20 protein-coding genes are annotated in these 21,046 nt (G+C 36.5%); 4 read left to right on the top strand and 16 right to left on the bottom strand.

Annotated elements, in window-relative coordinates; all coding sequences use genetic code 11:
• Positions 1–24 precede the first annotated feature (24 nt).
• The 16 genes from H3T54_RS10050 to pgk form a co-directional block, all read right to left on the bottom strand.
• Positions 25–678, bottom strand: coding sequence for a DUF4310 family protein (locus H3T54_RS10050; RefSeq protein WP_086358844.1), 654 nt, complete (start codon positions 676–678; stop codon positions 25–27).
• An 18-nt stretch (positions 679–696) separates the two neighbouring features.
• Positions 697–1,449 carry a DUF4311 domain-containing protein gene (locus H3T54_RS10045; RefSeq protein WP_086362279.1) on the bottom strand — a complete coding sequence of 251 codons (753 nt, stop codon included), beginning with the start codon at positions 1,447–1,449 and terminating at the stop codon, positions 697–699.
• A gap of 15 nt (positions 1,450–1,464) precedes the next feature.
• Complete coding sequence (locus H3T54_RS10040) at positions 1,465–1,761, bottom strand: DUF4312 family protein (protein WP_065578355.1); 297 nt, start codon at positions 1,759–1,761, stop codon at positions 1,465–1,467.
• A gap of 13 nt (positions 1,762–1,774) precedes the next feature.
• Positions 1,775–2,143 (bottom strand): SFCGS family glycine-rich protein, encoded by a 369-nt coding sequence (locus tag H3T54_RS10035; protein ID WP_198222307.1) that lies wholly within the window; start codon positions 2,141–2,143, stop codon positions 1,775–1,777.
• 45 nt (positions 2,144–2,188) lie between these two features.
• A complete protein-coding gene (locus H3T54_RS10030) occupies positions 2,189–2,524 on the bottom strand; it encodes a PRD domain-containing protein (RefSeq protein ID WP_198222309.1) in 336 nt (111 codons plus the stop codon).
• A 350-nt stretch (positions 2,525–2,874) separates the two neighbouring features.
• Complete coding sequence (locus H3T54_RS10025) at positions 2,875–3,792, bottom strand: YgcG family protein (protein ID WP_198222311.1); 918 nt, start codon at positions 3,790–3,792, stop codon at positions 2,875–2,877.
• Positions 3,793–3,797: 5 nt separating this feature from the next.
• The gene (locus tag H3T54_RS10020; protein WP_086358839.1) at positions 3,798–4,397 is read right to left on the bottom strand and encodes a LemA family protein; all 600 of its coding nucleotides are present in this window, start codon (positions 4,395–4,397) and stop codon (positions 3,798–3,800) included.
• A gap of 362 nt (positions 4,398–4,759) precedes the next feature.
• On the bottom strand, positions 4,760–5,071 hold the full coding sequence (locus tag H3T54_RS10015) for an antibiotic biosynthesis monooxygenase (protein ID WP_065614605.1): 312 nt from the start codon (positions 5,069–5,071) through the stop codon (positions 4,760–4,762).
• Between the two features lie 84 nt (positions 5,072–5,155).
• The gene (rpoC, locus tag H3T54_RS10010) at positions 5,156–9,376 is read right to left on the bottom strand and encodes a DNA-directed RNA polymerase subunit beta' (protein ID WP_086358838.1); all 4,221 of its coding nucleotides are present in this window, start codon (positions 9,374–9,376) and stop codon (positions 5,156–5,158) included.
• A gap of 90 nt (positions 9,377–9,466) precedes the next feature.
• The gene (gene rpoB / locus H3T54_RS10005) at positions 9,467–13,495 is read right to left on the bottom strand and encodes a DNA-directed RNA polymerase subunit beta (RefSeq protein WP_198222313.1); all 4,029 of its coding nucleotides are present in this window, start codon (positions 13,493–13,495) and stop codon (positions 9,467–9,469) included.
• 243 nt (positions 13,496–13,738) lie between these two features.
• The gene (gene rplL, locus H3T54_RS10000; RefSeq protein ID WP_034901671.1) at positions 13,739–14,107 is read right to left on the bottom strand and encodes a 50S ribosomal protein L7/L12; all 369 of its coding nucleotides are present in this window, start codon (positions 14,105–14,107) and stop codon (positions 13,739–13,741) included.
• Positions 14,108–14,165: 58 nt separating this feature from the next.
• Complete coding sequence (rplJ, locus tag H3T54_RS09995) at positions 14,166–14,663, bottom strand: 50S ribosomal protein L10 (protein ID WP_086362789.1); 498 nt, start codon at positions 14,661–14,663, stop codon at positions 14,166–14,168.
• Between the two features lie 223 nt (positions 14,664–14,886).
• Positions 14,887–15,588, bottom strand: a complete 702-nt coding sequence (gene rplA / locus H3T54_RS09990) for a 50S ribosomal protein L1 (protein WP_198222315.1) — start codon at positions 15,586–15,588, stop codon at positions 14,887–14,889.
• 3 nt (positions 15,589–15,591) lie between these two features.
• Positions 15,592–16,020, bottom strand: a complete 429-nt coding sequence (gene rplK / locus H3T54_RS09985) for a 50S ribosomal protein L11 (RefSeq protein WP_110448561.1) — start codon at positions 16,018–16,020, stop codon at positions 15,592–15,594.
• A gap of 196 nt (positions 16,021–16,216) precedes the next feature.
• A complete protein-coding gene (gene fbaA / locus H3T54_RS09980; protein WP_086362787.1) occupies positions 16,217–17,296 on the bottom strand; it encodes a class II fructose-bisphosphate aldolase in 1,080 nt (359 codons plus the stop codon).
• A 76-nt stretch (positions 17,297–17,372) separates the two neighbouring features.
• A complete protein-coding gene (gene pgk, locus H3T54_RS09975) occupies positions 17,373–18,536 on the bottom strand; it encodes a phosphoglycerate kinase (RefSeq protein WP_110448562.1) in 1,164 nt (387 codons plus the stop codon).
• Between the two features lie 230 nt (positions 18,537–18,766).
• Here pgk and rpsT point away from each other — a divergent pair, with 230 nt between their 5' ends.
• The 4 genes from rpsT to dtd all read left to right on the top strand — a co-directional run bounded on the left by rpsT (position 18,767) and on the right by dtd (position 21,032).
• Entirely contained in the window at positions 18,767–19,030 is a 264-nt protein-coding gene (gene rpsT, locus H3T54_RS09970; protein WP_034901681.1) for a 30S ribosomal protein S20, read from the top strand.
• A gap of 116 nt (positions 19,031–19,146) precedes the next feature.
• On the top strand, positions 19,147–19,734 hold the full coding sequence (locus H3T54_RS12115; protein ID WP_034901683.1) for an SPOR domain-containing protein: 588 nt from the start codon (positions 19,147–19,149) through the stop codon (positions 19,732–19,734).
• Positions 19,735–19,747: 13 nt separating this feature from the next.
• On the top strand, positions 19,748–20,590 hold the full coding sequence (locus H3T54_RS09960) for a virulence factor BrkB family protein (protein WP_198201743.1): 843 nt from the start codon (positions 19,748–19,750) through the stop codon (positions 20,588–20,590).
• A 7-nt stretch (positions 20,591–20,597) separates the two neighbouring features.
• A complete protein-coding gene (gene dtd / locus H3T54_RS09955) occupies positions 20,598–21,032 on the top strand; it encodes a D-aminoacyl-tRNA deacylase (RefSeq protein ID WP_034901687.1) in 435 nt (144 codons plus the stop codon).
• The last annotated feature ends 14 nt before the right edge of the window (positions 21,033–21,046 follow it).

Below are 21,046 nucleotides of genomic sequence, written 5' to 3'. Positions count from 1 at the left end.
AATCATGATAGAGGGGACATAATATTATATAATTGGGAAGATACCGCCAAAAATCATGGCACCTAATATTGCACCACCTGTAATAGGCTTTTTCCATACATAAAATAATAGTGCACCAAGCAATGACCCTATACCAATAGGAATAGATGCAACCATAGCTGATAAAATAATCATTGGACCAAGAAATCGACCTGATGCATTTCCCGCTCCCATCATGACATCTGCGCCAAAGGTTGATCCACCACCACTGTTAACTGTAAATTTACGAATAAGGATGATAAGTAAGCCGATTACCATACCGAGCAGTAAGCCGGTTAATAACGCTACCAAAAAATTCTCAATTGGCAATGTATAGCCACCCGCTAATAACAACGCTGGCACACCTAAACCAATACCTGTTTGTAGCGCACCACCAATATCAAGTATCCCAACCAGCGATCCCTCAATGACACGCGCAAATAAAAAGCTAGCACCAAAAGCGGCTACGGCACCATAATCACCTGTCGTCATACCAGATTTAAGCATTGCAACAAATGCTATTTCGTTAAAAGCACCAATCCCATATACATAAAAAGTATGTGTTCCAGCGAAAATACCTGCAGAGAGTAATCCACAAAGAATAGGGAATGACCAATCGGCATACCAAAAACTTTTATTAATGGTTGTTTGAGTATTCATAATCTGTTGTTCCCTATATTATTTAAACCAATAAGACAAACCATCTCGGAATGAATTAATCATTTTCATATCAAATCCACGGAAATATCCGCTCATGACAAATAAAACAATTACCGCAGCTAACATGATTTTCATCACTCGATTCCAACCACTGTCATCCACTCCTTTACCAATCAAAATACCTAACACTAAACCAGGTACTGCATTACCCATAATTAATTGCGCTAGCCCACCAAACAAAGTGCCCCAAAAACCACTTCTTCTACCGGCATCTAAAGCTGCCAACCAGAAAATAACCGGCATCACAGTTGCGACCAGTAAATTTGCGGCTGGAACTAAAACTTTAGTTGCAGTAATTTTTAAAGAATCAGGAATAACCGAGGTGGTTGTATTTAAAAATAACACAACAATCACGCCGATAAATGCACAAGCAAAGGCCATTTTCTTAGGATCATGTAACGTTTGTGCTAAATTTCGGTTTTTTATCATCAATAGTGCAGCACCCCAATTTGGAATGATGCGATGATCAACATCTTGGGTAAATGAACCAGCAGCAACAGATGAAGCCCAGGCATTAAAAAAGAATCCTAAGCCAAATGAAAAATGTGCAGCAGGATCACCCTCACAAGAATTAAGTTCACCTAGTGTTCGAAAGGCCCCCATACCTTGATAAGTTGGAGCATGAAACATTCGAGCTGCACCAGCGCCTACTCCAAATCCACACAGTCCACCAATTACAATGGACTTCAATGCTATAATTAGAATTTCCATGACTTTCCTTTTACGTTATTTAGAGATAAATTTAATATCGTTCAGATCGATAAACGTAACATTTACTGAGACATCGAGTGTGATGTCATAAAATGTCTTTTTTCTAGGTAAAAAGATAAATAAAAAGCGTTCTGTAGTTATCTTTTCAATAGCAGAAACAACACTAATATCAAGCGGTTCAATTCGTAACATGACATTATTAGTATTTTTAAGTACCTGCTTTTGCACTTGATTTAGCGCTATAGCAAACGCACGCTGCTTCGAATCTCCTTGCCCAGTTACTCTTACTTGTATCTGCTCAGTTTTTTTCATATTTCTAACCTATTTAAGAACGAGGATATTTTTTCAAAAATGCTTGGGCTATACGTTGGCCAAGTTCTACTGTATCCATAAAACCAAAACCTAGTACTTTACAACCGTCATTAATGGCTGTTTCACCTTCTTCAATTGAACGCATACCGTGTCGTTGAGAATAGCCATATTTATTTTGTGCCGTTATGGCACCTGCACCTCCACTGCCACAAAACGAAAGCCCTAGATCTGCATTCTCACTATTCATTACGTCACCCAATTTCATATCAGCTGCCATACCTGGAATAACAATTGCACGACACCCTTCTATAGAATTAATTCCCTCTGCAATTTTTTGTCCTTTGCCCATTCTATCGCCGATGACAATGATTACTTCTGCCATAATTATGCTCCTATCAATTATTGTTTTTTAAATTTATTAATTCGTTTAATTTGCTATAGCTACTTCATAATGAACAGCCAGTAAATAAGCCTCTTCCATTGGTAGACTATTGAATAATTGTATGGTTTTACGTGCAAGCATTAAGGATTGCTCTGAGAGTTCATCAAATAAAGAAGGATCAACCTCAGGTAGTTTTTCTAGCGTTTTCGCTCTTTCAACCATTGCTTTAACATGTGATAACAACATCGCTTTTTGCACGTCATTTTGGGTTATTTGATGATCAGTTAACCAACGATTAATGATTTCTATCGTTTGCGCAGTCACAACTTCGGGATCTAAATCATCTTCGATCATACGGAATTGTATTTGTGGCATAGTCATTCTAATTCTCTTGTTTCTTTTTAAGATGACTTAGCCTAAAGGAAATAATTATCAATGTGGAGAGAGACTTTTTCCTATTGCAAAAGGAAATTTATTGTCAGGCAGGCTAAAAGCTATTGTAAACAAGGATTATTATGTAGGATGTGATTGAAGATCAACTAAATTGATTTTAAATTTAAATAAACTATTACTTAAAAGTATCATTAATAAATTTTTATGATATAAAAAACCCCTCTCCTCAAAATTTTTCAAGCACAGATAGTTATTTTTGCTATCGAGGCTATGAACCTAAGTAGTATTTTTGTTAAAAAAGTAAATTGCCAATTTCTTTTGGTACTTTTTAAGAAAGTTTACCAGCTGCCAGAGGCACCACCGCCACCACTACGGCCACCGCCTCCACCACCAAATCCGCCGAATGAACCTCCGCCAAAACCACCACCATTCCCCCCATCGAAACCGCCTCCTCGACCACCACGTCCGCTACCGCCACTCATGGTTAAAATTCCACTTAAAATCGCACTGGCAACAAATGCTAAAAATATTAGAGGTAAGACAATATGTAATGAATAACCATTGAACAAAGTAAAACCGCCAACTGATATACCATTTAGTAAACCAGTACCTAAACTTCGGCTAGCACTACGTTTAGAGAAAGTAATCGAAAATAAGCTAGCAATAGTGAAACAAATAAAAAAGGATGCTAATCCATAACTAAATAAATTGGCACCAAAATCACCAGCAAGTACCGTTTTGAGATCTGGATCACTATTAGTCGCTGGTACCTGTTGAGGATCATTCAACTTATTAATTAAAACTGAAAGCGCATCATGTATACCTTGATAATAGTTATTTTGTCTAAATTGTGGCACTAATTGTTCACGAATGATATGACTAGCAATTAAGTCGGTAATGATGCCTTCAAAACCATAACCAACTTCGATTCGCATCAACTTATCATCTTTAACAATTAATAATAAAATACCATTATCTTGCTCTTTTTTACCTATTTTCCACTTAATAAACACCCTATCAGCATACTGTTCAACCGTTTCATTATCGAGTTTGGGGATCATTAATACCGCGATCTGTGCACCATCAGTTCGCGTTTTTTCAAAAGTAATCAAGCTTGATTCCAAATCATCTATTTGTGATGGTTCTAAAGTATCTGATGTATCAATAATACGGCGATCAAATGTTGGAATTTCAGTTAATGCATAACTTACAGCACTAAAAAACAGTAAACAAAAGAGCAGATAATATTTTTTCATTATGTTTATTGTCCAAAATTGACTGCTGGTGGATTAGAAATTTGTTGTTCATTTTCAACCGTAAACTGTTGTTTTGGTTGTACCCCTATAACATTTGCAATCCATTTGGTTGGTAATTGACGGATATAAGTATTAAATGATTGTACTGTTTCTATATATCGACCTCTAGCAACCGTTATCCGGTTTTCAGTACCTTCCAATTGGCTCATTAAATCTTGATAAAGAGTGTTTGCTTTAAGTTCAGGGTAATTTTCACTAACCGCAATTAAGCGACTTAATGCGGAACTTAACTCTGATTGGGCTTGTTGGAATTTTGAGAATAAAGCGGGATCGCTAAGTTGATCTGCATTAATTTGGATCGAACCCACTTTCGCTCTCGCATCTGTTACCTGAGTAAAAACATCTTTTTCATGAGTTGCATATCCTTTTACTGTATTGACAAGATTCGGAACTAAATCTGCTCGACGTTTATACTGATTAATCACTTCCGACCAAGATGCAGCAACTTTTTCGTCTTGAGTTTGAATACTGTTATAGTCTTTAAAAAAGAAAAATCCACCAACAATGATTAAAATAAGAATAAGCAATAGTAATTTCGATTTCATGGCAAGCCCCTGTAAATAGTTAAACTTTCAAATAACTTAAAAAAGCAATGATAATTAGAAAATACTAACCAGTAGCCTAAAAATTTTGTTACTAAACAAACTGAAAATGCTTAATTGAGGAATATATTTTTAAAACTTTTTATAAAAATAATTATGAACTATAAAATACAAAGAAGAGACTTTTAGATAGTAGATTTAATTTACATGGACTGCTCAAGTTCTTTAATAGATGTTATGCCCATATAATTTTATTTGATTATATCTTTTTTTATGCAATTTGCGAAGAATTATCATCGGTAATTTTTTATTGGTATTGCTCACAATGCTTATTTTTAAATTTGATTTTTTAGTTTAAAAATTACTTAGATAATGACTTCAAAACATTCAAGTTGAGCCGGTTCAAAATAGATATCTGCGTTATTTGGACGGCTATCTGTATTACGGTGAGTATGTTTGAAATGAGCAGAATTAACCCAATTTTCAAAATCTTGTTTTGATTCCCATTCGGCATATGATGAAAACAATGTGTAATCTTCATAAGTTTTTCCTTTAAGGAAATAAAAACGATTAAAACCTTTCATCTCTTTTAAATGACTATCACGATTACGCCATATTTCAATAAAAGTGTCTTCACTACCTAACTTAATTTTAAAACGATTCATTACAATATACATCTAATACTCCTTTCATACCCCATACACTCGACAAAAAAAATAGCACGTGATAACACGTGCTACTTTAGTCGATTTATCTAAAATCTATTGATTTTCTTCTGCTGAATTCAATAATTCCGCTAAGTTAGCTGTAGCTTCCTCAGCTGAAACAGTTGTTGGTTGAATTGCATCATCAGATGGCATTGCGCGTTTACGCAAACGCTCTTTATGATATGCATAACCAGTACCTGCTGGAATTAAGCGACCAACAATAACGTTTTCTTTCAGACCACGAAGTTCATCATTTTTACCTGCAACTGCTGCTTCAGTTAATACGCGAGTCGTTTCTTGGAACGATGCCGCAGAAATAAATGACTCAGTAGTAAGTGATGCTTTAGTAATACCAAGCAAATCATGCAAGTAAACAATTGGTTCTTTACCTTGTGCTTCAAGCTCACGATTAATAATCTTCAAGCGTGAAACTTCAAGTTGTTCACCATCAAGTAAACGAGAACCACCAGGATGAATAACAGTTGCTTTACGTAACATTTGACGAACAATAACTTCAATATGTTTATCATTAATTTTTACACCTTGTAAACGATAAACTTCTTGAACTTCATTCACAATATAACGAGTTACTGCATTAACACCACGTAGACGTAAAATATCATGTGCTGATTCAGGTCCATCAGAAATCACATCGCCACGGCCAACTTGTTCGCCTTCGAATACGTTAAGTTGACGCCATTTTGGAATCATCTCTTCATATGGTTCACTACCATCTAGTGGAGTGATAATTAAACGACGTTTACCTTTAGTTTCTTTACCGAATGAGATAATACCATCAATTTCAGCAAGAATTGCCGGCTCTTTAGGTTTACGAGCTTCAAATAAATCAGCTACTCGAGGTAAACCACCGGTGATATCTTTAGTACCTACAGATGCTTGTGGAATACGTGCAAGTGTATCACCAACATTAATTTCCGCACCATCTTCTAATTGTACTAATGCTTTACCAGGTAAGAAGTACTGCGCAAGCATTTCTGTACCTGCCACAAAGATATCATTACCTTTAGCATCAACAATTTTAATTGCTGGACGTAGATCTTTACCAACACCAGTACGTTCTGCTACATCTAAGATCACGATAGATGATAAACCTGTTAACTCATCAGTTTGACGAGTAATGGTTTGGCCATCGATCATATCAACAAAACGAACAAAACCTTTCGCTTCCGAAATAACTGGCATTGTATGCGGATCCCAGTTTGCTACCGTTTCACCAGCATCAACAGTTGCACCATTACCTTTAGTTAGAATCGAGCCATAAGGAACTTTATAAGTTTCTTTCATTCGACCTAATTCATCAATAATAGTTAATTCAGCATTACGTGAAGTAATAACTAGTTTCTGATCTGGATTAGTTACAAATTTAGCATTAGTCAGTTTAATACTACCTTTGTTTTTAACTTGAACACTAGATTCTGCTGCTGCTCGAGATGCCGCACCACCGATATGGAACGTACGCATGGTTAACTGTGTACCTGGTTCACCGATTGATTGAGCAGCGATAACACCGATAGCTTCACCTTTGTTCACTAAGTGACCACGAGCTAAGTCACGTCCATAACATTTCGCACAAACACCAAAATCAGTATCACACGAAACGACTGAACGAACTTTGACACTATCAACAGATTCTTGTTCAAGTAGATCACAATAACTTTCATCAAGTAATGTATTGCGAGGGATTAAAATATCCGCACTACCTGGTTTTAATACGTCTTCAGCTGTTACACGACCTAATACACGTTCACGTAATGGTTCTTTAACATCACCACCTTCAATCACAGGTGTCATTACCACACCTTCTAACGTGCCACAGTCATCTTCAATAACAACTAAATCTTGAGCCACATCAACTAAACGACGAGTTAAGTAACCTGAGTTCGCTGTTTTCAATGCGGTATCAGCAAGACCTTTACGCGCACCATGGGTCGAAATAAAGTATTGAAGTACGTTTAATCCTTCACGGAAGTTTGCCGTAATTGGCGTTTCGATGATTGAACCATCTGGTTTAGCCATCAAACCACGCATACCCGCTAACTGACGAATCTGAGCTGCAGAACCACGAGCACCAGAGTCGGCCATCATATAGATGCTATTAAATGAAGATTGAACTTCTTCTTCACCTTCTCGGTTAATCACTTTTTCAGTTGATAAGTTATCCATCATCGCTTTAGCAACACGCTCATTAGCTGCTGCCCAAATATCGATAACTTTGTTATAACGTTCACCTGCAGTTACTAAACCAGATTGGAACTGTTCTTGAATTTCTGCAACTTCGATTTCAGCTTCATTGATAATTTGTAATTTCTTAGCAGGAATTTCCATATCATCAATACCAACCGATACACCTGAACGCGCTGCATAAGCAAAGCCGGTATACATAACTTGGTCAGCTAAAATAACAGTTTCTTTCATGCCCAATTGACGATAACAAATATTTAAAATTCGTGAAATTGCTTTTTTACCAAGCGGTTGATTGATAACAGAGAAACTCATACCTTTAGGCATAATTAACCATAAGATAGCACGACCAACAGTAGTATCAATTACAGAAGTCGTATCTTCCCATTCACCAATACTGTTACGATGACTTTCAGTTATACGTACTTTAACTTTAGCATGTAATTCAACTAGACCTAAACGATACAGTTTTTCTGCTTCTTTAGGGCCGGTTAATACCATGCCTTCACCTTTAGCATTGACTTTATCACGAGTCATATAGTAAAGACCTAATACCACGTCCTGAGATGGAACGATAATAGGTTCACCACTTGCTGGTGAAAGAATATTGTTGGTTGACATCATTAACGCACGCGCTTCTAATTGTGCTTCTAACGTTAATGGAACGTGAACCGCCATTTGGTCACCATCGAAGTCAGCATTGAATGCCGCACAAACTAATGGGTGCAATTGGATCGCTTTACCTTCAATTAGGATAGGCTCAAACGCCTGAATACCAAGTCTATGAAGTGTTGGTGCACGGTTTAATAATACCGGATGTTCACGAATAACTTCATCTAAGATATCCCAAACAATTGCATCTTCACGTTCAACCATCTTCTTAGCAGCTTTAATGGTTGTTGCATAACCACGACGCTCTAATTTACCGTAGATAAATGGTTTAAATAGCTCAAGAGCCATTTTCTTCGGTAAACCACATTGATGTAAACGTAAGTATGGACCTACAGTAATTACTGAACGGCCAGAATAGTCTACACGTTTACCTAATAGGTTTTGACGGAAACGACCTTGCTTACCTTTAATCATATCGGCAAGTGATTTTAATGGACGTTTGTTTGAACCAGTGATTGCACGACCACGACGACCATTATCTAATAATGCGTCTACAGATTCTTGTAGCATACGTTTTTCGTTACGAACAATAATATCTGGTGCAGCTAAATCTAATAAACGTTTTAAACGATTATTACGGTTGATAACACGACGATATAAATCGTTTAAGTCTGATGTTGCAAAACGACCGCCATCAAGTGGTACTAATGGTCGTAAATCTGGTGGCAACACAGGTAACACATTTAAGATCATCCATTCAGGTTTATTTTCTGATTGGATAAATGCTTCAATGATCTTAATTCTTTTGGTTAACTTTTTACGTTTTGTTTCAGAATTAGTGGTTGAGAGTTCATCACGTAATGCTTCACATTCAGCTTGAACATCAATATTACGTAATAATTCTTGAATAGCTTCTGCACCCATGCGTGCATCAAACTCATCACCGAACTCTTCTAACGCATCTAAATACTGTTCTTCAGTTAAAATTTGTCCACGATCTAAATTTGTCATGCCTCCATCAAGAACCATAAATGATTCAAAATAAAGTACACGTTCAATATCACGAAGTGGCATATCAAGTAATAAACCAATACGAGATGGTAATGATTTTAAAAACCAAATATGTGCAGTTGGTGATGCAAGTTCAATGTGGCCCATACGTTCACGACGTACTTTAGCTTGTGTGACTTCTACACCACATTTTTCACAAATAACACCACGGTGTTTTAAACGTTTATATTTTCCACACAAACATTCATAATCTTTAACTGGCCCGAAAATACGCGCACAAAACAATCCATCACGTTCAGGTTTAAACGTACGATAGTTAATTGTTTCAGGTTTTTTAACTTCACCAAAAGACCATGAACGAATCATATCAGGAGAGGCTAGGCCTATCTTGATAGCATCAAAATCTTCAGTTTTTGTTTGTGCTTTTAGAAACTTTAGTAAGTCTTTCACAATTGACTCCTATGGAGTTAAACCAATTAGATAACTTATCATTACTGATAAGTTATCCCTATAAATAGAAATCATTTTAGTTAGCTAAGATTACTCTTCATCTAACTCGATATTAATACCTAACGAACGAATCTCTTTTAACAATACGTTAAATGATTCAGGGATCGCAGGTTCCATACGATGATCACCATCTACAATATTTTTATACATCTTAGTACGACCGTTCACATCATCTGATTTAACAGTTAACATTTCTTGTAAGGTATAAGCTGCACCATATGCTTCAAGTGCCCATACTTCCATCTCACCGAAACGTTGACCACCAAATTGAGCTTTACCACCCAATGGTTGTTGAGTAACCAGACTATATGAACCTGTAGAACGGGCATGCATCTTATCATCAACTAAGTGATTCAATTTCAACATGTACATATAACCTACAGTTACTGGACGTTCAAATTGTTCACCGGTACGTCCATCATACAAGGTAATTTGACCTGAAGTTGGTAAATCACCAAGTTCAAGTAATGCTTTAATTTCTTGCTCTTTTGCACCATCAAATACCGGTGTTGCAAGTGGCATACCATTACGTAAATTTTGCGCCAATGTCATCACTTCTTGATCGGTAAATTCAGCAACATTTACTTTTTGTGCTGCACCTAAACCAAGGTCATAAGCTTTTTGGATAAAATCACGTAATTTAGCTAACTCTTGCTGTTCTTTTAGCATTGCATCGATCTTTTGACCAATACCTTTCGCCGCCATACCCAAGTGAGTTTCTAAAATCTGACCGATATTCATACGAGAAGGAACACCTAGAGGATTCAATACGATATCTACTGGGCGACCTTTATCATCATATGGCATATCTTCAATTGGGTTGATTTTAGAGATAACCCCTTTGTTACCATGACGACCAGCCATCTTATCACCAGGCTGAATTTGACGTTTAACAGCTAAGTAAACTTTAACGATTTTGAGTACACCTGGTTGTAAATCATCACCTTGAGTGATCTTCATTCGTTTAGCTTCAAGTTTTTTGTTAAACTCAGCTTTAATTTCTTCGTGTTGTTCAGCTAGTTGCTCTAATTGAGCTTGCTTACTTTCATCGGCAATACCAATGGTTAACCATTTTTCACGTGGTAACGCATCTAATTTATCTGCTTTAATGCCACCAGAAATCAATACATCACGAATACGAGCAAATAATGCTGCTTCAAGGATTTTAAGTTCTTCTGTTAAGTCTTTGCGAACTTGTTTAAGTTGCATCTCTTCAATTTCAAGTGCACGTTTATCTTTCTGTACACCATCACGAGTAAAGACTTGAACATCAATAACTGTACCTGAAACACCATTTGGTACACGAAGTGAAGTATCTTTAACATCTGACGCTTTTTCACCAAAAATAGCGCGTAGTAATTTTTCTTCTGGAGTTAATTGTGTTTCACCTTTTGGTGTTACTTTACCAACCAGAATATCGCCACCTTTAACTTCAGCACCAATGTAAACAATACCTGATTCATCTAGTTTAGAAAGCGCCGCTTCACCAACATTTGGAATATCTGCGGTAATTTCTTCTGCACCTAGTTTAGTATCACGAGAAACACAAGATAATTCTTGAATATGAATCGAAGTGAAACGGTCATCTTGTACCACTTTTTCAGAAACTAAAATAGAATCCTCAAAGTTATAACCATTCCATGGCATGAATGCCACACGCATGTTTTGACCTAAAGCCAACTCACCTAAGTCAGTTGATGGACCATCCGCAAGGACATCACCACGCTCAACTTTTTCACCTAATTCCACACATGGAATTTGGTTAATACAGGTATTTTGGTTTGAACGGGTATATTTAGTTAAATTATAAATATCAATCCCAGTTTCACCAGCGTACATTTCATCATCGTTAACATTAATTACAATGCGTGATGCATCAACATATTGTACTGTACCACCACGACGAGCAACTGCAGTTACACCTGAGTCAACCGCTACTGCACGTTCCATACCTGTACCAACAAATGGTTTTTCTGCTTTTAACGTTGGTACCGCTTGACGTTGCATGTTTGCACCCATCAATGCACGGTTCGCATCGTCATGTTCTAAGAATGGAATTAATGAAGCACCAACCGATACGATTTGTTGTGTTGATACGTCCATATAGTGGACTTGTTCAGGGCTATATAAACCAGACTCACCATTTAAACGACAAGTCACTAAATCTTCTTTAAAACGACCATCGTCATCAAGATTTGAGTTAGCCTGGGCAATAACAAATTCACTTTCGTCAATTGCTGATAAATAGTTAATTTCATCAGTTACCACACCATCAACTACTCGGCGGTATGGAGTCTCAAGGAATCCATACTCATTAGTACGAGAATAAACCGCTAGTGAGTTAATCAAACCGATGTTTGGACCTTCTGGTGTTTCAATCGGGCATACACGACCATAATGAGTAGGATGTACGTCACGTACTTCAAAGCCCGCTCGTTCACGTGTTAAACCACCTGGACCTAATGCAGAAATACGGCGTTTATGCGTAATTTCAGATAATGGATTGTTTTGATCCATAAACTGAGATAATTGGCTTGAACCAAAGAATTCGCGGATAGCTGCTGAAATTGGTTTAGCATTAATCATATCTTGTGGCATTAGTGAATCTAGATCGCCTAATGATAAACGTTCTTTTACAGCACGCTCTACACGCACTAAACCAATACGGAATTGGTTTTCTGCCATTTCACCAACACTACGGATACGACGGTTACCTAAGTGATCGATATCATCGACTTCACCATGACCATTACGAATGCTGATCAATTTCTTCATTACATCAACGATATCAGTTTTAGTTAAGACACTTTCGCCTTCAATATCGTCACGTCCTAAAGAACGATTAAACTTCATACGACCTACTGCTGATAAGTCATAACGCTCATCAGAGAAGAATAAGTTATCAAATAAAGCTTCAGCTGCTTCTTTTGTTGGTGGCTCACCCGGACGCATCATTCGATAAATTTCAACTAATGCATCTAGTCGATCTCGAGTAGAGTCAACATTTAAGGTTTCAGAAATAAATGCACCATGATCTAAATCATTAGTGAATAATGTTTCGATTTTCTTATAGCCAGCATTAGTTAATTCAAGCAATAGCTCTAGTGAAATTGGTGTATTAGCAAAAGCAACAACTTCACCTGTTTCTTGATTTACATAATTTTTCGCTAATACTTTATTAACAATATATTCAACTGGAACATCGATCTTAGTTACTTTATCTTTTTCAAGCTCACGAATATGACGAGCTGTAATACGACGACCTTTTTCTGCGTAAACTTTGCCTTTTGATTCAATATCAAATAACGCTGTTTCACCACGTAAACGCTCTGGCACAAGATCCATTTTTAATTTTGATTTGCCCACTTCGAAAATAGTTTTTTCGAAGAACATATCTAAAATTTCTTCAGTTTCATAACCCAACGCACGCAAAATGATTGTTGCAGGAAGTTTACGACGACGGTCAATACGAGCAAAAAGATTATCTTTTGGATCAAATTCGAAATCAAGCCAAGAGCCACGATAAGGAATAATCCGAGCATTATATAAAACTTTACCAGAAGAGTGTGTTTTACCTTTATCACTATCAAAGAACACACCTGGACTACGGTGTAATTGTGAAACGATAACACGTTCTGTACCGTTAATCACAAACGTACCATTGTCAGTCATTAAAGGAATTTCGCCCATATAGACGTCTTGCTCTTTAATATCTTTAACTGTTCCTTCTGGCGCATCTTTATCATAAATAACTAAACGTAATTTAACGCGCAATGGTGCTGAGTAAGTGATCCCTCTAATTTGACATTCTTTTACATCAAATACAGGTTCGCCCATCTTAAAGCTCACGTATTGTAACTCAGCGCTACCACTATAACTTTTTATCGGAAATATTGAACGAAAAGCGGCTTCTAAACCATATTGACCTTCAGGGTCTTGCTCAATAAACTTCTGGAACGAATCAAGTTGAATAGAAAGAAGATACGGTATATCCAAGACTTGTGGACGCTTACCAAAATTCTTACGAATTCGTTTTTTCTCGGTATAAGAGTAAACCATTAGTTCCTCAACTTGCTTATCTGCTATTTTAGCATGATTAAATATTCATCAGGGTACTACGAAATAATAACGCCTGACACCTCATCGAAAATATCTATAAATATCAAATGATTAGGCTTAATAAATATATTATTTCTTTATTACTTTTTATTGATAATCTTCAAATAAAATTCTTTGACTTATTACAGCGCAAAAAGGCTGGAGGTATAAAACCCCCAGCCAGTTAGCTTGTTATCGATAAACTTACTTAAGTTCGACAACTGCACCAGATTCTTCAAGTGCCTTTTTAAGTTCATCTGCGTCAGCTTTACTAACACCTTCTTTAACAGTTGCTGGAGCTGATTCAACAAGGTCTTTAGCTTCTTTTAAGCCTAAACCAGTTGCACCACGAACTGCTTTGATAACAGCTACTTTGTTAGCGCCAACATCTTTTAAGATTACATCAAATTCAGATTTTTCTTCTGCTGCTTCAGCTGGACCAGCTGCAGCAACTGCTACAGCTGCTGCTGCAGAAACGCCAAATTTTTCTTCCATCATAGATACAAGTTCAACAACATCCATTACAGACATTTCAGCAACTGCATCTAAAATTTGTTCTTTAGTGATAGACATAATATAGTTTCCCAAATTTACATTTTTTTAATTAATAAAATTCACAATCATACTGCTATTAAGCAGCTTCTTTTTGATCGCGAACCGCTGCAAGAGTACGAACCAATTTGCCAGCTGCGGCTTCTTTCATGGTTGACATCAAGCGAGCTAATGCTTCTTCATAAGTAGGTAATGTTGCTAAGCGATCAATGTTCGCTGCAGTAATCAACTCACCTTCAAAGGCTGCGGCTTTAATCTCAAAATTATCATTTTCTTTTGCAAACGCTTTAAAAATACGCGCTGCAGCACCTGGGTGCTCATTTGAAAACGCAATTAGAGTTGGACCAACAAACGTATCTTTTAAGCACTCGTATTGAGTTCCCTCAACAACACGGCGTAATAAGGTGTTACGAACAACACGCATATAAACACCAGCTTCACGAGCAGATTTACGTAATGCAGTCATTTTTTCTACAGTTACGCCACGAGAATCAGCAACAACTGCAGATAGCGCACCTTTGGCTATTTCATTAACTTCAGCAACAATTTCTTGTTTATTTTGAAGATTTAGTGCCATTGGTATTGCTCCTGGATTAAACTAGGCAAAGCCTAGAATTACTTTAACTAACTACAAATGTAGTTAGCACAATCACGATGAGCAGAATTCCTGTATTATATCTTATCAGGTTCTGTCACCGTCTACGTAGGAAAATTAAGTAATCAAATATCAATTACACCTACGGTCTTGGACGGGGTCTGGTTAAGGCCAGACACCAACCGATTCTTTGTTTAATTGTTAATTAAACAGATGTATTTAATGTTGCTTGATCGATAGCAACACCAGCGCCCATTGTAGTAGAAAGGCTAACTTTCTTCACAAATACACCTTTTGAAGATGCTGGTTTTGCACGTTTTAAAGCAACGATTAATGCTTCTAAATTTTCTTTAAGTTTATCTGCATCAAAATCAGCTTTACCGATAGTAGTATGGATAATACCATTTTTATCATTACGGTAACGGATTTGACCTGCTTTAGCATTTTTAACAGCTTCAGCTACGTTAGGTGTTACAGTACCAACTTTAGGGTTTGGCATTAAGCCACGAGGTCCTAAAATTTGACCTAATTGACCAACAACACGCATTGCGTCTGGAGATGCGATAACAACGTCAAAGTTCATTTCGCCTTTTTTGATTTGATCTGCTAGATCATCCATACCAACTAATTCAGCACCAGCTTCTTTAGCAGCATCAGCGTTTGCACCTTGAGTAAATACAGCAACACGAACACTACGTCCTGTACCATGTGGAAGAACGATAGCGCCACGTACATTTTGATCTGATTTACGTGAGTCGATACCTAAATTAACAGCGACATCGACGCTTTCAGTAAATTTAGCTGTAGCAAGTTCTTTCAATAAAGCGACTGCTTCATTGATATCATATAGTTTAGTTGCGTTTACTTTTTCGCGGATAAGTTTAGCTTTTTTAGATAATTTAGCCATGAATTAACCCTCCACTTCCAAGCCCATTGAACGTGCAGTTCCTTCGATAGAACGCATCATCGTTTCAATGGTTGCACCATTCATATCAGCAGCTTTTAATTCAGCGATTTCGCGAATTTGAGCGCTAGTTACTTTACCGACTTTTTTCTTATTCGGTTCACCAGAACCAGACTTGATTTTAGCCGCTTTCTTTAATAATACTGCAGCAGGCGGAGTCTTAGTTATAAAAGTGAATGAACGGTCAGAATATACAGTGATAACTACTGGAATAGGTAAACCTTTTTCCATGCTTTCTGTTTTAGCATTAAATGCTTTACAGAATTCCATAATATTCACACCGTGTTGACCAAGTGCTGGACCAACTGGTGGACTAGGATTTGCTGCACCAGCTGCAACTTGCAACTTGATGTAGGCTTGTACTTTTTTTGCCATTTTAGTTTCCTTCTCTCGGGTGCAAACGCCTCTATTAATAATAGTTATTAATAAATAGACAGCTCCCCTAAGTTAAATGAGGGCGAAATTATCCTACAACTAATACAAAAATGCAACATTTATTTGTTGAAGGATAAAACAAAAGCAGAGTTCATTACTCTGCTTCTATATATACAATAAAAAATATTAGAAAGTTTTACAGTACGTCGATAGCGTTAAGTTCTTTAAATGCAAGTTCTAAACGAGCAACTAAAGATTCTTGACCTTTACGTAACCATACTCGTGGATCGTAATATTTTTTATTCGGTGCATCGATACCTTCAGGGTTACCTAATTGACCTTGAAGATAAGCTTCATTTGCTTTGTAGTAATCTAAAACACCCGCCCAGTTTGCCCATTGAGTATCAGTATCGATATTCATTTTAACAACACCATAGCTAACTGCTTCAGCAATTTCTTCTTGAGTTGAACCTGAACCACCATGGAAAACGAAGTTTAATGATTTAGCTGGTAAATTAAATTTCTCAGATACATATTTTTGAGAATTATCTAGAATTTTTGGCGTTAATTTCACGTTACCTGGTTTGTAAACACCGTGAACATTACCGAATGATGCAGCAATAGTAAAACGTGGGCTAATTTCGCTTAAACGCTCATAAGCATAAGCAACATCTTCTGGTTGTGTATATAACGCAGAACTATCCATATGGCTATTATCTACACCATCTTCTTCACCACCAGTACAACCTAGTTCTAACTCTAATGTCATTTTCATCGCAGACATACGAGCAAGGTATTGACAACAAATATCAATATTATCTTTTAATGTTTCTTCAGAAAGATCGATCATGTGAGAAGAGAATAAAGGTTTACCTGTTTTAGCAAAGTGAGCTTCACCAGCATCAAGTAATCCATCAACCCATGGAAGAAGTTTTTTAGCACAGTGGTCAGTATGAAGAATAACTGGTACACCGTATTTTTCAGCCATAAGATGAACATGTTTAGCACCTGAAACCGCACCTAAAACTGCAGCTTCTTGTCCATCTAATTTTAAGCCTTTACCAGCGATAAATTGAGCACCGCCATTAGAAAATTGAACAATTACTGCTGAACCAACTTTAGCTGCAGTTTCAATTACTGCGTTAATTGTATTTGTATCAACACAGTTAACAGCAGGTAAAGCAAAATTATTCTCACGCGCGATTTGAAAAACTTTTTGAACATCATCACCAGTAACAACACCAGGTTTAACGACATCAGAAATCTTTGTAGCCATTTTAATTCCTATAGATTTATTTATATAAAAAGTAAAGGATGAGTAATTGGCTCATCCTTATTATCGAAATAGAATATTAAGCTTTTGCTCTCTCTTCTAACATTGCAACAGCTGGTAGTTTTTTACCTTCAACAAACTCAAGGAATGCACCACCACCAGTAGAAATATAAGAAATTTTATCTTCAATACCAAATAAGTCAATTGCAGCTAATGTATCACCACCACCAGCGATTGAGAAACCTTGGCTATCGGCAATTGCTTTAGCAACAATTTCAGTACCACGACGGAAATTAGGGAACTCAAATACGCCAACAGGACCATTCCATAAAATAGTTTTTGCGTTTTTGATAATTTCAGCTAATACTTCTGCTGATTGATCACCTAAATCAAGAATTTGTTCATTTTCTTTCACATCTTTAACTGATTTTTCAGTTGCAGTCGCTGTTTCACTAAATTCAGTTGCTACACGAACATCGGTAGGAACAGGAATTTGACAGTTAGCCATTAATTTTTTTGCTTCAGGAATTAAATCAGCTTCGTAAAGAGATTTACCAACATTGTAGCCTTCTGCTGCGATGAATGTATTTGCGATACCACCACCAACAATAATTTGGTCAGCAATTTTTGATAAAGAATCAAGAACAGTTAGTTTAGTTGATACTTTAGAACCAGCAACAATCGCAACCATAGGACGAGCAGGATTATCAAGTGCTTTACCTAATGCATCAAGTTCAGCTGCCAATAATGGACCAGCACAAGCAACTGGAGCAAACTTACCAGCGCCATGAGTAGAAGCTTGAGCACGGTGAGCGGTACCAAATGCATCCATTACATAAATGTCGCAAAGTGCCGCATATTTTTTAGATAAAGTTTCATCATCTTTACCTTCACCTACGTTAAAACGTACGTTTTCAAGAACGACAAGTTCACCTTCGTTAACATCAACACCATCAAGGTAATCTTTAACTAAACGAACTGGGAAAGAAACATGTTCTTTTAAGTAATCAACCACAGGTTGTAAAGAGAACTCTGGGTTATATTCGCCTTCAGTTGGTCGACCAATATGAGAAGTAACCATTACTTTAGCGCCTTTTTTAATGGCTTCTTCAATAGTAGGTAATGATGCTTTAATTCGCGCATCTGAAGTAACCTTACCATTTTTAACCGGCACATTAAGATCTGAGCGAATAAATAAACGTTTCCCTTTTAGATCAAGATCTTGCATTCTAATGATAGACATGAGACTTCCTCTTATAAATATAAAAACAATAAAATTTTTGCTATTCTAACATAAAATTTCTAATTAGGTTACAATCAATATCGGTTATATAGTAAACATTTACTCGAAATTAGTGATTTATACTTTTTATAGTAAATTTTTTTATGTAACAGCATTGACAATGGAAAGAAAATCAGGCATATTTCCCCGCCTTATTAATATGTATTTTTATTTAAACTTGGGAGTTGACTTTGGCTAATATCAAATCAGCTAAAAAGCGTGCGGTTCAATCCGAAAAACGTCGTAAACATAATGCTAGTAACCGTTCAATGATGCGTACTTATGTTAAAAAAGTTTACGCAGCTGTTGCAGCTGGTGATAAACAAACAGCTGAAGTAGCATTCAAAGACATGCAAGCAGTTGTTGACCGTCAAGCGGCTCGTGGCCTAATCCACAGAAACAAAGCTGCACGTCATAAAGCGAATTTAATTAAACAGATTAAAGCGCTAGCTTAATTTTCTAATCTGTTGACAATAGAGTTAAAGAAAATTGAAAAAAGTGGTGTAAGCCACTTTTTTTATTTATATACTGTCATTTAAATTTATATGAATAAAAGAAAAGAGAGCATATTGTGGTTCAACGTGATTATGTAAGAAAAAAGAGCCAATCAAAATCAAAAGCTAAAAAAAATAAGTCACGAATATTGCCATCGTTAATGATATTTCTTGCGGTTATCATTATTGTTCTGTTTTCTGCTATTTTATACTTACTTTCAACAAATCATCCTGAAAAACCTATTGAGCGTCCAAAAGTAAAAACTGAGTCACCAGTAGCAACTCTACCTGAACAACCACAAGAACGTTGGACTTATCTTAAAGAATTAGAAACACCAAATGCGAGTAGTGGTACTAACTCTACTACAAGTGAAAGACAACAGATATTAGATAGTTTTATCAATAATTCTTCTACAACGACTCCGACTACATCAACCAATATGGAAGATAGTAAATGGTTACTACAGTGTGGTGCATTTAAAGAAAAAACAAATGCAGACACACTAAAAGCTTCTCTAGCTATGACCGGTATTAGTGGTAATATAACCACAAGTCAACAATTATATCGAGTTACTGTTGGCCCATATACAAATAAAACTGATGCACAAAAAGTATTAAACACATTAAAAACTAATGGGATCAATAATTGCATTATATCTAACTAAATGAAGGTATATTATGGGTATACTTAAGCATATGCAGTCATTTTTAGTAATGTTGTGGGCTCGAATAAATCATGATAGATTAACTACTTCAGCAGCAGAACTAGCTTACACAACCATACTTGCATTAGTCCCTCTGATAACGGTAATTTTTGCATTACTCTCAGCCTTTCCTATGTTTGACGAGGTGAGTCAATCATTAAAACAACTCATTTATAGTAATCTCGTTCCAACTGCTAGTGATACTATCCAAAATTATCTTGAGCAATTTATCGCCAATACAAAAAAAATGACCTTGGTCGGAATTATCGGCTTAATAGTGACATCACTATTACTTATTAACTCTATTAATAATGCACTTAATCGTATCTGGCGAACTAAGCGGAAACGTTCGTTCATGTATAACTTAACTATGTATTGGACTATTTTGACTTTAGGTCCTATTTTAGTTGGTTCAAGTGTTGCTGTAAGCTCTTATATATTCTCACTAAAATGGTTATCCGATGCAGCCAGTGGTGATGTACTACTAAGTACCTTACCATTTATTATATCTATTGTCGGATTTTGGTTACTTTACAGCATTATACCTACCGAATCGATACCATTTAAAGAAGCTGTAATTGGCGCATTAGTCGCTGCGATATTATTTGAAATTGGTAAACGTGCTTTTGCGCTGTACGTGACATCATTTCCTACTTATCAACTTATTTATGGTGTAGTATCCTCAATTCCTATTATGTTAGTTTGGATATATTGTTCTTGGTGTATTGTCTTATTTGGCGCTGAATTTGCAGCAACACTCACTGACTATAATAGACATAGCAAAATGCCCCTAAAACATTCTTCCCAATCGGAGTAATATAAAAATGATTGCCTTAATTCAACGAGTAAAACAAGCTTCAGTTTCTGTAAATAACCAAATTATTGGTGAAATAAATCAGGGATTATTGGTTTTACTTGGTGTTGAACAAGGCGATAATGAACAGAAAGCGCTCCGTTTAAGTGAAAAAGTGCTTGGCTATCGTATTTTCAGTGACAATGACGGCAAAATGAATCTCAATGTTCAACAAATTAATGGCAAACTATTAGTTGTTTCTCAGTTTACACTAGCGGCTGATACTCAAAAAGGTATGCGGCCAAGTTTTACAAAAGGGGCTTCGCCAGATATGGCCAATGAGCTTTACCAATTTTTTGTCAAACAGTGCCAACAGCATATTGAAACACAAACAGGGCAATTTGCAGCCGATATGCAAGTATCACTGATTAATGACGGCCCAGTAACATTTTGGCTACAAGTTTAATTATGCTGTCTTAA

The sequence above is a fragment of the Gilliamella sp. B14384G10 genome (genome assembly GCF_016101685.1).
Taxonomy (GTDB): Bacteria; Pseudomonadota; Gammaproteobacteria; order Enterobacterales; family Orbaceae; genus Gilliamella; species Gilliamella apis_A.
Note: the sequence above shows the minus strand (reverse complement) of the source record. Positions and strands in the feature narration are given on the sequence as shown.

What these genes read in the sequence shown, in the direction of transcription:
- rplL (WP_034901671.1), bottom strand. Translation starts at nt 14,107, where the DNA reads ATGTCTATCACTAAAGAACAAATTTTAGATGCAGTTGCTGAAATGTCT.
- H3T54_RS10045 (WP_086362279.1), bottom strand. Translation starts at nt 1,449, where the DNA reads ATGGAAATTCTAATTATAGCATTGAAGTCCATTGTAATTGGTGGACTG.
- H3T54_RS10015 (WP_065614605.1), bottom strand. Translation starts at nt 5,071, where the DNA reads ATGTATATTGTAATGAATCGTTTTAAAATTAAGTTAGGTAGTGAAGAC.
- H3T54_RS10035 (WP_198222307.1), bottom strand. Translation starts at nt 2,143, where the DNA reads ATGGCAGAAGTAATCATTGTCATCGGCGATAGAATGGGCAAAGGACAA.
- H3T54_RS10040 (WP_065578355.1), bottom strand. Translation starts at nt 1,761, where the DNA reads ATGAAAAAAACTGAGCAGATACAAGTAAGAGTAACTGGGCAAGGAGAT.
- rplK (WP_110448561.1), bottom strand. Translation starts at nt 16,020, where the DNA reads ATGGCAAAAAAAGTACAAGCCTACATCAAGTTGCAAGTTGCAGCTGGT.
- H3T54_RS09960 (WP_198201743.1), top strand. Translation starts at nt 19,748, where the DNA reads ATGGGTATACTTAAGCATATGCAGTCATTTTTAGTAATGTTGTGGGCT.
- pgk (WP_110448562.1), bottom strand. Translation starts at nt 18,536, where the DNA reads ATGTCTATCATTAGAATGCAAGATCTTGATCTAAAAGGGAAACGTTTA.
- fbaA (WP_086362787.1), bottom strand. Translation starts at nt 17,296, where the DNA reads ATGGCTACAAAGATTTCTGATGTCGTTAAACCTGGTGTTGTTACTGGT.
- H3T54_RS10020 (WP_086358839.1), bottom strand. Translation starts at nt 4,397, where the DNA reads ATGAAATCGAAATTACTATTGCTTATTCTTATTTTAATCATTGTTGGT.
- H3T54_RS10050 (WP_086358844.1), bottom strand. Translation starts at nt 678, where the DNA reads ATGAATACTCAAACAACCATTAATAAAAGTTTTTGGTATGCCGATTGG.
- H3T54_RS10025 (WP_198222311.1), bottom strand. Translation starts at nt 3,792, where the DNA reads ATGAAAAAATATTATCTGCTCTTTTGTTTACTGTTTTTTAGTGCTGTA.
- rplA (WP_198222315.1), bottom strand. Translation starts at nt 15,588, where the DNA reads ATGGCTAAATTATCTAAAAAAGCTAAACTTATCCGCGAAAAAGTAAAC.
- dtd (WP_034901687.1), top strand. Translation starts at nt 20,598, where the DNA reads ATGATTGCCTTAATTCAACGAGTAAAACAAGCTTCAGTTTCTGTAAAT.
- rplJ (WP_086362789.1), bottom strand. Translation starts at nt 14,663, where the DNA reads ATGGCACTAAATCTTCAAAATAAACAAGAAATTGTTGCTGAAGTTAAT.
- rpoB (WP_198222313.1), bottom strand. Translation starts at nt 13,495, where the DNA reads ATGGTTTACTCTTATACCGAGAAAAAACGAATTCGTAAGAATTTTGGT.
- H3T54_RS10030 (WP_198222309.1), bottom strand. Translation starts at nt 2,524, where the DNA reads ATGACTATGCCACAAATACAATTCCGTATGATCGAAGATGATTTAGAT.